Origin of the sequence: Saccharopolyspora sp. NPDC002686 (assembly GCF_040295745.1) — a bacterium.
In the GTDB taxonomy this organism is placed as follows: Bacteria; Actinomycetota; Actinomycetes; order Mycobacteriales; family Pseudonocardiaceae; genus Saccharopolyspora; species Saccharopolyspora oryzae.
In genome coordinates this window covers 1-10,433 of sequence record NZ_JBEOVY010000286.1, presented here as the reverse complement: position 1 = coordinate 10,433, position 10,433 = coordinate 1, and the positions used below count along the sequence as shown (strand labels likewise).

9 protein-coding genes are annotated in these 10,433 nt (G+C 69.7%); 6 read left to right on the top strand and 3 right to left on the bottom strand.

Going from position 1 to position 10,433, the window contains the following annotated elements; translation table 11 throughout:
* Positions 1–167: 167 nt before the first annotated feature.
* The 4 genes from ABTZ89_RS29225 (at position 168) to ABTZ89_RS29210 (ending at position 5,616) form a co-directional block, all read left to right on the top strand.
* Positions 168–920: a type 1 glutamine amidotransferase gene (locus ABTZ89_RS29225; RefSeq protein WP_351050647.1), complete on the top strand. Its 753-nt coding sequence runs from the start codon at positions 168–170 to the stop codon at positions 918–920.
* Between the two features lie 52 nt (positions 921–972).
* Positions 973–4,011 (top strand): bifunctional [glutamine synthetase] adenylyltransferase/[glutamine synthetase]-adenylyl-L-tyrosine phosphorylase, encoded by a 3,039-nt coding sequence (locus tag ABTZ89_RS29220; RefSeq protein ID WP_351050645.1) that lies wholly within the window; start codon positions 973–975, stop codon positions 4,009–4,011.
* A gap of 19 nt (positions 4,012–4,030) precedes the next feature.
* Complete coding sequence (locus ABTZ89_RS29215; protein WP_351050642.1) at positions 4,031–4,543, top strand: GNAT family N-acetyltransferase; 513 nt, start codon at positions 4,031–4,033, stop codon at positions 4,541–4,543.
* Between the two features lie 212 nt (positions 4,544–4,755).
* The gene (locus ABTZ89_RS29210; protein ID WP_351050639.1) at positions 4,756–5,616 is read left to right on the top strand and encodes an SMP-30/gluconolactonase/LRE family protein; all 861 of its coding nucleotides are present in this window, start codon (positions 4,756–4,758) and stop codon (positions 5,614–5,616) included.
* Between the two features lie 45 nt (positions 5,617–5,661).
* On the opposite strand, the gene ABTZ89_RS29205 is transcribed toward ABTZ89_RS29210, so the two are convergent.
* A complete protein-coding gene (locus tag ABTZ89_RS29205; protein ID WP_351050636.1) occupies positions 5,662–6,522 on the bottom strand; it encodes a helix-turn-helix transcriptional regulator in 861 nt (286 codons plus the stop codon).
* 99 nt (positions 6,523–6,621) lie between these two features.
* Here ABTZ89_RS29205 and ABTZ89_RS29200 point away from each other — a divergent pair, with 99 nt between their 5' ends.
* A complete protein-coding gene (locus ABTZ89_RS29200; RefSeq protein WP_351050633.1) occupies positions 6,622–7,395 on the top strand; it encodes an NAD(P)H-dependent oxidoreductase in 774 nt (257 codons plus the stop codon).
* Positions 7,396–7,455: 60 nt separating this feature from the next.
* On the opposite strand, the gene glnA is transcribed toward ABTZ89_RS29200, so the two are convergent.
* Positions 7,456–8,880 (bottom strand): type I glutamate--ammonia ligase, encoded by a 1,425-nt coding sequence (gene glnA / locus ABTZ89_RS29195; protein WP_270949494.1) that lies wholly within the window; start codon positions 8,878–8,880, stop codon positions 7,456–7,458.
* Between the two features lie 209 nt (positions 8,881–9,089).
* On the opposite strand from glnA, the gene ABTZ89_RS29190 reads away from it, so the two are divergent.
* The gene (locus ABTZ89_RS29190) at positions 9,090–9,557 is read left to right on the top strand and encodes an RDD family protein (RefSeq protein ID WP_270949493.1); all 468 of its coding nucleotides are present in this window, start codon (positions 9,090–9,092) and stop codon (positions 9,555–9,557) included.
* 75 nt (positions 9,558–9,632) lie between these two features.
* Here ABTZ89_RS29190 and ABTZ89_RS29185 read toward each other — a convergent pair whose 3' ends face one another.
* Entirely contained in the window at positions 9,633–10,361 is a 729-nt protein-coding gene (locus tag ABTZ89_RS29185; protein WP_270949492.1) for a DUF4191 domain-containing protein, read from the bottom strand.
* Positions 10,362–10,433 lie beyond the last annotated feature (72 nt).

Genomic DNA, 10,433 nt, shown 5'->3' with positions numbered 1-10,433 from the left:
GGGTGTGGGAGAGTAAGACACCGCCGACACACTAATTGAGAAGGGGGCTTCCCGGACTTCGGTTCGGGAAGCCCCCTTTTTTTGCGTTCCCGGGTATGGCACCTGCTGCACTGGAGATCGGCCGGTGAGTGGTGGGTCTTCTGGGGTCGGGGTCGTACTCTGGCGGCATGGGTGGTGTGCGGATTCTCATCGTTCAGCCGTCGAAGTCGGATCCTCCGGGGCCGCTGGGCGAGTGGCTGGCGGTAGCCGGCGCTGAGGTGGACGTCGTCCTACCGGCCGAGCAGTCGTTGCCCGCGGACTTCAGCGAGCACCAGGGGTTGGTGGTGCTCGGTGGGGAGATGGGCGTCTACGACGACCCGACGCATCCGTGGCTGGCCGAGGTTCGGGCATTGCTGAGCAAGGCGGTGAGTGAGCGGGTGCCGACCCTGGCGGTGTGCCTCGGGGCCCAGTTGCTGGCTGCGGCTACCGGGGGACAGGTGCGGCCGGCCCGCAACGGCCCGGAGGCCGGGACACTGCTGATCGCGAAGCGGGACGTTGCCGCGGAGGATCCGCTGTTCGGGCCGGTTCCGCTGACCCCCGATGTTCTGCAGTCCCACTCCGACGAGGTGGCGGTGCTGCCGCCGTCGGCGCAGCTGCTGGCTTCCTCGCCCAAGTGCGACAACCAGTTGTTCCGGGTCGGGGACTGCGCCTACGGGATGCAGTTCCACATCGAGACGACGACCGATCTGGTGCTGGAGTGGGCGGAGCTGTCGCCGGAGATCGCTGCCGCGATTCGGCCGGGGCAGTTGGAGCGGGCGCACCTCGACGCGTTCCACGTGGACATGGCCGAGACCTGGCGGCCGGTGGCGGAGCGGTTCGTGCGGTTCGTGGGGACCCCGCCGGAGGACCGGAAGGCCAGCAGATTCCTGCCACTGGCGTGATCGTCATCAGGTCGGGTCCACACCGGGCCGGTGCGCGGACTACGGTCGGGTAATGGCCAACAGCAACTCGTCGCGCTCGGGTTCGGTGCCGTCTCCCGCTCGTTACGGGTTCACCGACGCGTCACGCGCTGAGGCCCAGCTGAGACGTGCCGGCTGGTGGTCGGATCGCGGTCCTGGCGAGGCCGAGCCGATCCTGATCGCGCTGTCGCGGACACCGGACCCCGATCTGGCGCTGCACTCACTGGACCGCTTCCGGGACGCCGCGGACGAGACTTGGGCCGAGCTCGCACGCGAGTTGGCCGACGATGCGGGTTTGCGCGCTCGGTTGTTCGGCGTGCTCGGCGCCTCCACAGCTCTTGCCGATCACCTCGTTGCTGATCCGGAGGACTGGCGGCGGCTGCGCACTGACGCTGCTCCGGCGAGCACGCTCGAGGAGCGGACGGCTGTGCTCCTGGAGGCCGTGGGCGCTGAGGGGAGCGGCGCCCCCGGGACACCGGGTGGTCCCGTTGCGGCGGTGCACGGGCCCGAAGCGGTCATGGCGCTGCGCCGGGCTTACCGGGGGCTGCTGATGGACGTCGCCGGGCAGGACGTGGCCCGCGTCGTCGATCCGGCGTTGCCGAGCATGCCGTACGAGGACGTCGCCGCGACGTTGTCCGAACTCGCGGTCGCGGCCCTGCGTGCGGCGCTGTCGGTCGCGGTGGCGGAGTTGCGGCACTCCGGTGTGGACGAGGTGCCGCGGCTCGCGGTGATCGCGATGGGAAAGTGCGGCGGACGTGAGCTGAACTACGTCAGCGATGTGGACGTGGTGTTCGTCGCGGACCGCGAGGACGAGATTCCGACCGCGATCCGGTTGGCCAGCCTGATGATGCGGGTGGCCGGTCCCGCGTTCTTCGAAGTCGATGCGGCGTTGCGCCCGGAGGGCAAGGCCGGGGCGTTGGTGCGGACTCTCGACGGGCACCTGAGCTACTACCGCCGGTGGGCGCGGACCTGGGAGTTCCAGGCGCTGCTCAAGGCCCGGCCGGTGGCCGGCGACGCTGAGCTCGGTGCGAGTTATCTCGCGGCGGTGCAGCCGCTGGTGTGGACCGCTGCGGAGCGCGAGGGGTTCGTGGTGGACGTGCGTTCGATGCGGCGCCGCGTCGAGAACCACGTTCCGTCCGAGCTGTCCGAGCGGGAGTTGAAGCTCGGCCGCGGTGGGCTGCGCGATGTGGAGTTCGCCGTTCAGCTGCTGCAGATGGTGCACGGCCGCAGCGACGACTCGCTCCGCATGACGTCCACTATGGACGCTCTCCGGGCCTTGGGCGAGGGCGGGTACGTGGCCCGCACCGATGCGGCGGACCTGGTGGATTCCTACCGGTTCCTGCGGACCGTCGAGCACCGGTTGCAGCTGCGGCAGTTGCGGCGGACGCACCTGTTCCCGGAGTTCGACGATGCCGAGTCCCTGGGAGTGCTGGCCCGGGCCGTCGGATTGCGCTCCAGCGGTCGGAACACGGCGGCGCAGGCGCTGGTGGCGGAGTTCCGGCGGCACAGCAACAGGGTTCGGCGGCTGCACGAGAAGCTGTTCTACCGCCCGCTGCTGGAGGCGGTCGCGAAGGTGCCCACGGCGGCGCTGCGGCTGACCACCTCGGCAGCGGTGGAGCGGTTGGCCGCGCTCGGGTACACCTCGCCGGAGGGCGCGCTGCGCCACATAGGAGCGTTGACCTCGGGGGTGTCCAGGCGGGCCAGCATCCAGGGCACGTTGCTGCCGATGCTGTTGGACCTGCTGGCGAACACCCCGGATCCGGACGGCGGACTGCTGGCGTACCGCAAGGTGTCCGAGGCGTTGGCCGAAACCCCTTGGTACCTGCGGCTGTTGCGGGACGAAGGGGTGGTGGCCGAGCGGCTGGCGCAGCTGCTGGGCACCTCGAAGCTGGTTCCGGAGCTGTTGGTGCGGGCGCCGGAGGTGCTGCGCTTGCTGTCGGACACGCCGGCGCTGGCGGAACGGGATCCGATGGAGGCGTCGGTTTCGCTGCGCAGCACCGTGGCGCGCTACTCGGAGCCGGCGCGGGCTGCTGCTGCGGCTCGTTCGCTGCGGCGGCACGAACTCCTGCGCATCGCTTGCGGTGACCTGCTCGGACTGGTGGAGCCGACCACGGTGTTCCGGGCGCTGTCGAACATCTGGGCCGCGGTGCTGGAGTCGGCGCTGGACGTGTCGATCCGGGACACCGCCAAGGAGATCGGTGAAGCCCCGGCGCGGATCGCGGTGATCGGGATGGGCCGCCTGGGCGGCGCTGAACTCGGCTACGGCTCCGATGCCGATGTGATGTTCGTGTGCGAGCCGGTGGAGGGGGCGGACGAGACGACGGCGGTGCGGTTCGCGACCACCGTGGTCGAGCAGGTGCGCCGGTTGCTGGGCGCGCCGAGCCAGGATCCGCCGCTGGAGGTCGACATCGACCTCCGGCCGGAAGGGCGCCAGGGCGCTCTCGTGCGCACGCTGGACTCCTACCTCTCCTACTACCGGCGCTGGGGCGAGGTGTGGGAATCGCAGGCGTTGCTGCGGGCGCAGCACGTCGCCGGCGATCAGGACCTGGGTGAGCGGTTCTGCCGGGCCATCGACCCGATCCGGTATCCGGAGGGCGGGTTGGACGATGCCCGGGCCCGGGAGATCCGCCGGATCAAGGCGCGGGTGGATTCCGAGCGGCTGCCCCGGGGTGCGGATCCGGCCACGCACACCAAGCTCGGCCGCGGTGGTCTGGCCGATGTGGAGTGGACGTTGCAGCTGCTGCAGTTGCAGCACGCGCACGAGCACCCGGCGCTGCGCACGACTTCGACGTTGGACGGTTTGCGGGCCGCGACCGAGGCCGGTCTGCTGGAGGCCAGCGACGCCGATGAGCTGGCGGAGGCGTGGACGCTCGCGATGCGGGTGCGCAACGCGGTGATGCTGGTGCGCGGCAAACCGGGGGACCAGCTGCCCAAGCAGACGCGGGAGCTGAACGCGGTGGCCGCCGCGCTGGGGTATCCGGCGGACGTGGACACCGGGGAGGTCGTCGACGACTACCTCCGCGTCACCCGGCACGCGCGAGCCGTCGTGGAGCGGGTGTTCTACGAATCGTGAGCGCCCTAGGGTGGCGATCATGATCGATCTGCGCACGGCGGAGGAAGCAGACCATCCGCGAATCGTGGCGGCCATCCAGCGGTGGTGGACCGATTCGCGCAGCCCGGAAGCCGCCCGCGAACTGTCGTTGCTGGTGCCACGGCTGTTCCTGCAGCACTTCGGCGGCACCAGCTTCGTCGCGGAGCGGGACGGCCGGATGGCGGGTTTCCTGATCGGTTTCGCCTCCGCTGATCGCGCGGCCGAGGCCTACGTCCACTTCGTCGGGGTCGATCCGGAGCTGCGCCGGTCCGGGCTGGCGCGCCGGCTGTACGGCGAGTTCTTCGCCGCCGCGGCGCGGGCCGGGCGGACCCGGGTGCACTGCATCACCTCGCCGGCCAACACCGGTTCGATCGCTTTCCACCGGAGCATGGGTTTCGAGCTGATCGCCGGTGACGCCGAGATCGGCGGAATTCCGGTGCACCGCGATTACGACGGACCAGGGCACGACCGGGTTTGCTTCGCGCGGCACATCGATCCGGATGAATTCCGCTGAGTCGTCCAGCGGTCGGCAATTCGGCTGGGCGCAGGTGGCGGTGTGGTCCGGACGACGCAATGCCGTTCAGCGTTCGGTCCGCATCGCGGCTCCACGGCTGCTGAGCTGCGCGAAGAGGGGTTTCGCGAACCCGGTCGGCGGTCCCGGACTCGCCGAATTCGCCAGTACCCTGCGCGAGGAGAAGGCGTGGGCGGCGAACAAGGGGACTGCCGATGTCCGAGGACTTCGAAGTGCTCGTCGACAGGCAGGCGTTGTGCGGGGCGAGCCCGCTGTGGATGCCCGCGCTCAATTGCGTGCACTGGGTGGATCTGCTGCGCCGGGAATTGCACACGTACCACCGGGATTCCGGTGGGGACGACGTCCGGGTGCTGCCGGGTCCGGTGACGGCGTTGGGGGCCACCCGGCACGGTCAGCTGATCGCTGCCGCGGGTAGCGGGTTCGCGCGGGTGCACCTCGGACGTTCGGCGTTGGAGCCGGTGGTCCAGGTGCGCAACGGCGATCGGATGGGGGCGGGTGCCTGCGATCCGGCCGGGCGGTTCGTGGCGGGAACCCAGACGCACGCCCGGGAGCTGCAGGCCAGCGGGCTGTACGTGCTCGACGGGGACCGGGCGCGGTTGCTGGTCGACGGGGTGACGGCGGCCGGCGGGGTGGCCTGGAGCCCGAGCGGTCACCGGATGTACTTGGTCGATGCGCGCAGCATCTGGGTCTACGACTACGACCCGGAACGCGCGCTGGCGGTGTCCGGGCGGCAGTGGGTGGTGTGCGGCGAGCCGGAAGGGGAGCCGGAGGGGATCGCGGTCGATGCGGAGGGCTGCGTGTGGGTCGCGATGCACTGGAGCGGGCGGATCCACCGCTATGCGCCCAGCGGGGACCTCGAGACCGTTCTGTGGGCGCCGACGCGGCGGATCACCAGCCTGGCCTTCGGGGGTTCGCGGTTGGAGGAGATGTACCTGACCTCGGCGTGCTACGGCTACGACGAGCTCGCGCTGCTCGACGACCCGTACGCCGGTGCGCTGATGCGCTTCAAGCCCGGTGTGCTCGGCGCAGCTCTGCCGGCCTGGCAGGGGATTTGATCCGGCTGTTAATAGCCGATCTTGCGATCGGCTGCTACCGGTTGATCATTTCGCGGTGACCGCGGCGAGCCTGGCCAGTGCGTCCTGGTCGCCGTCCACCGAGCCGAACACGTGCACCACGAGTCCGATCTCGCCGGGGCCGGCGGGCACGTGCAGCGTTTCGTAGTCCAGCGGCAGCAGGCCGGCTTCCGGGTGGCGCAGCTGCTTCTGGCCCTTCGCGCACATCACGACTTCGCCGGTGGCCCAGATCCGCTGGAAGTCGGTGCTGCGGTCGGACAGCTCACCGATCAGCGCGGCGAGTTCCGCGTCGTCGGGGTAGCGCCCCGTCGACGCCCTCAGCAGCCCCGCGGATTCTGCTGCCCGGTCTTCCCAGTCGGGGAAGACGGCCCGGGAAGCGGGGTCGAGGAACAGGTACCGGGCTTGGTTCAGATCCCGGCGGGCCGGGGCTGCCAGACCACCGGCCAGTTCGGCGCCCAGCGCGTTCCACGCCACCACATCCAGGCGGTGGTTCGTGGCGAAAGCCGGGAAGCGGGTCAACCCGTCCAGGATCTGCTGGAGCAGCGGACTGACCTCCCCGCTCGGCGCGGACTTGCGCCGCACGTCGGCGAGCGTGACGAGGTGCCGCCGTTCCGCGGCATCGAGGCGCAGCGCCCCGGCGAGTGCGTCGAGGACCTCGGGGGACGGCTGGACGGCCCGGCCCTGCTCCAGCCGCACGTAGTAGTCCACGCTGATCCCGGCGAGCTGGGCGAGTTCTTCGCGGCGCAGCCCGCGCACCCGTCGGCGACCACCGCCGGTGAGCCCGACCTGCTCCGGTGCGACGCGTTCCCGGCGGGCGCGCAGGAATCCGCCCAGCGCTCGCCGGACGTCGCCGATCTCGTTGTCCTGGATCCGCTCCGCAGTGCCCATGCGATCAAGTATTGGGTAGCACCGGCAGTACCAGGAACGCCGGTCCACCGGTTCGACCGGGTTCTGGTTGTCCTGGCACGAGTGGACGAATGTTCAGGCATGACCGAAGTACTGCCGCAGAAGATCCTGATCGTCACCGCCCACCCCGAGCCCCGTTCGCTGAACTCCTCCCTGAGCGCCTTCGCAGCCGAGGAGCTGCGCGCGGCGGGTCACGAGGTGCAGGTGTCCGACCTCTACGCGATGAAGTGGAAGGCGGCGGTCGACGCCGACGACTTCCCGGAGCTCGCACCGGACCGCCGGCTGAACGTGCTGTTCGACTCGGGGGAGGCCACCCTGGCCGGGACGCTGTCCGCGGACGTCGCGGCGGAGCAGGAGAAGCTGCGGTGGGCGGACGCGGTGATCCTGCAGTTCCCGCTGTGGTGGTTCTCGGTGCCCGCGATCCTGAAGGGCTGGATCGACCGGGTGTTCACGTTCCAGTTCGCCCACGGCCCGGACCTCCCGCCCTACAGCGAGGGCGCGCTGGCCGGTCGCCGGGCGCTGATCTCGGTGACGATCGGTGCGCGGGAGTCGGCGTTCGCGGAGCGCGGCATCCACGGGCGGTTGGCCGATGTCCTCCACCCGATCCAGCACGGCCTGTTCTGGTTCACCGGCATGGCGCCGCTGGAACCGTTCGCGGTGCACGACTCGGTCGTGCTGTCGGACGACCGGTTCGCGGAGGTGCAGGAGGAGTACCGGCAGCGGCTGGACCGGCTGTTCACCGACCAGCCGATCCCGTTCCGCACGCTCGACGGCGGTGACTACGGCGAGGACATGCGGCTGCTGCCGGGCGTCGAGGCGCCGGGGACGAGCGGGCTGGACATCCACGTCCGCTGACGCGGAAAGACGAGCGGGGCGAGGACCGAAGTCCCCGCCCCGCTCGTCCGGTTCAGCGCATCACACGTCGAAGTACAGCGAGAACTCGTGCGGGTGCGGGCGGAGGCGGATCGGGTCGATCTCGTCCTCGCGCTTGAGCCGGATCCAGGTCTCGATCAGGTCCGGGGTGAACACGCCGCCCTCGAGCAGGAAGTCGTGGTCGGCTTCCAGGTTGTCGATGGCCGTGGCCAGGTTGTCCGGCACGGTCGGCACGTTCTTGGCCTCTTCCGGCGGCAGCTCGTAGAGGTCCTTGTCGATCGGCTCGGCCGGCTCGATCTTGTTCTTGATGCCGTCCAGACCGGCCATCATCATCGCGGCGAACGCCAGGTACGGGTTGCCGGACGGGTCCGGGCAGCGGAACTCGACGCGCTTGGCCTTCGGGTTCGCACCGGTGATCGGGATGCGCATGCACGCCGAGCGGTTGCGCTGCGAGTACACCAGGTTCACCGGGGCCTCGTAGCCCGGCACCAGGCGGTGGTAGGAGTTCACCGTCGGGTTGGTGAAGGCCAGCAGGCTCGGCGCGTGGTGCAGGATGCCGCCGATGTAGTAGCGCGCCATGTCCGACAGGCCGGCGTAACCGGACTCGTCGTAGAACAGCGGGCTGCCGTCCTTCCACAGCGACATGTGGCTGTGCATGCCGGAGCCGTTGTCGCCGAACAGCGGCTTGGGCATGAAGGTGACGGTCCGGCCGTCCTCCCAAGCGGTGTTCTTGATGACGTACTTGAACAGCTGCAAGTCGTCGGCCGCGTGCAGCAGCGTGTTGAACTTGTAGTTGATCTCGGTCTGGCCGCCGGTGCCGACCTCGTGGTGCGCCCGCTCGATGGTGAAACCGGACTCGGTCAGCTGGGTGCACATCTTGTCGCGCAGGTCGGCGAAGTGGTCGTAGGGCGAGACCGGGAAGTAGCCGCCCTTCATCCGCGTCTTGTAACCGCGGTTGCCGCCCTCCTCGTCGCGGCCGGTGTTCCACCAGCCCTCGACCGAGTCGACCTCGGCGTAGGTCTTGTTCGGGCCTTCCTCGAACTTGACCGAGTCGAAGATGTAGAACTCGGCCTCGGCACCGAAGAACGCGGTGTCGGCGACGCCGGACTCGGCCAGGTACTGCTCGGCCTTGCGCGCGATGTTGCGCGGGTCGCGGCTGTAGGGCTCCAACGTGAACGGGTCGTGCACGAAGAAGTTCAGGATCAGCGTCTTCTCGGCCCGGAACGGGTCGATGCGCGCGGTGTAGGGGTCGGGCAGCAGCAGCATGTCCGATTCGTGGATCGACTGGAAGCCACGCACGGACGAGCCGTCGAAGGCCAGCCCCTCGGTGAACGCGTCCTGGTCGAACGCAGCGGCGGGCACGGTGAAGTGCTGCATGACGCCCGGCAGGTCGCAGAACCGGACATCGACGAACTTCACGTCCTCGTCGGAGATGAAGCGCAGGACCTCGTCAGGATTCTTGAACAAGCTCGGTGGCTCCTTCAGCACTCGATACAGCTCACCGACCACTTCCGCCGCCGGCTCGGTACTCACCGTATGTCCTGGGTGTTGCTCCGTCGTCACCCGAATGTTTCGCCGGCGTTAACTGAGCCCCGATCGGGTGATGGGGGTTGCGCGCGGGGGCGCGGAGCGGTGCTCCGGCGGTAGCAGCGGCCGCGGCACGTACCCTGGATGACGTGCGAAGAGTCGGATCCTGGCTGGACCGCCCGAAGGGCGCGTTGAACCACGTGCGCGAGCAGGCGAACGAATCCCGGCCGAAGTGGCGCGGCGAGAAGATGGGGCTTCCCGAGAGCGGGCCGGGCTCGGCGGCGCCGGTGGGCCGACGGCTGGGGGCGTTCCTCATCGACATCGTGCTGGCCGCGCTGGTCGCCGCGTTGTTCACCATGCCGGACTACCCGGAGAACTGGAGCCTGGTGGCGTGGGTGGTCATCACCGTCGTCCCGGTGTCGTTCTTCGGCGCCACGCCGGGCATGGCCGTGCTGCGGATCTGGGTCGCGCGGGTCGACGGCACGGTCATGGTGGGGCCGTGGCGGGCGGCGCTGCGCTGCGTCCTGACCGGCCTGATCATCCCGGCCGTCATGTGGAACTTCGACGGCCGCTCCTGGCACGACCGGCTCAGCGGAACCATCGTCCTGCGCCGGTGACGAAGCTTCGGCGGTAGACGTGAAAAAGCGGGCTCGGGGTGCTTTCCCCGAGCCCGCTTCGCGTTCCTGGCGGAATTACCGCGCGCGGCGCATCGCGCGCTGCATGTTGCGCATCTTGGCGCCCTGCGGCACCGGGCCCTTCGGCAGCGCGTTGCCGCGGTTGGCCAGCGCTGCGAGCCGGTTCTCGATCGAGTCGATCTGAGCCGGGCCGATGTTGCGGGGCAGCTTGGTGATCCGCTGCTGCAACTTCGACAGCGGGACCTGGTTCTCCTCGTTGCCGACGACGATCTCGTAGATCGGGGTGTCGCCGACGAGCCGGGCGACGCGCTTCTTCTCCTGCGCCATCAGCGACTTCACCCGGTGCGGGGCGCCTTCGCCCACGAGCACGATGCCGGGGCGGCCGATCAGCCGGTGCACGGCGTCGAGCTGGGCGGTGCCCGACACGGCCTGGGTCAGCACCCAGCGGCCGCGCAGGTTGTCCAGCGCCCACCCGGCAGCGCCGGGCTGACCGTCAGCCTTGCGGTACACGCTCGACTGCACGCGGCGGCCGAAGAGGATCACCGCGCCGAGCACGCCGAAGGCAAGGCCCACCGGGAGGAACGCCCAGTGCAGGCCCCAGATCATGCCCAGCAGGAAGACCACTGCGGTCACGCCGAGGAACACCCCGAGCATCAGCGGGAGGAGGAGCTTGTCCTCCCGGCGCTGCATCTTGAACACCTCGAGGATCTGCTTGAAGCGTCCTCGAGTTGCCTTGCGCCGTTCTTTGGCCGCCGCTTTCTTGGCGGCCTTGTCCTCCGTGGCCATGCATTTCAGGATACGGCGCGCGCTGGACCAGGTGCAGGTGCGGTCCCCATGCGTGACCGAGCCGTGAGGTCG

Excerpts from the sequence above, each read along its gene's own strand:
- ABTZ89_RS29225 (WP_351050647.1), top strand. The coding sequence starts at position 168 with ATGGGTGGTGTGCGGATTCTCATCGTTCAGCCGTCGAAGTCGGATCCT.
- ABTZ89_RS29220 (WP_351050645.1), top strand. The coding sequence starts at position 973 with ATGGCCAACAGCAACTCGTCGCGCTCGGGTTCGGTGCCGTCTCCCGCT.
- ABTZ89_RS29215 (WP_351050642.1), top strand. The coding sequence starts at position 4,031 with ATGATCGATCTGCGCACGGCGGAGGAAGCAGACCATCCGCGAATCGTG.
- ABTZ89_RS29210 (WP_351050639.1), top strand. The coding sequence starts at position 4,756 with ATGTCCGAGGACTTCGAAGTGCTCGTCGACAGGCAGGCGTTGTGCGGG.
- ABTZ89_RS29205 (WP_351050636.1), bottom strand. The coding sequence starts at position 6,522 with ATGGGCACTGCGGAGCGGATCCAGGACAACGAGATCGGCGACGTCCGG.
- ABTZ89_RS29200 (WP_351050633.1), top strand. The coding sequence starts at position 6,622 with ATGACCGAAGTACTGCCGCAGAAGATCCTGATCGTCACCGCCCACCCC.
- ABTZ89_RS29185 (WP_270949492.1), bottom strand. The coding sequence starts at position 10,361 with ATGGCCACGGAGGACAAGGCCGCCAAGAAAGCGGCGGCCAAAGAACGG.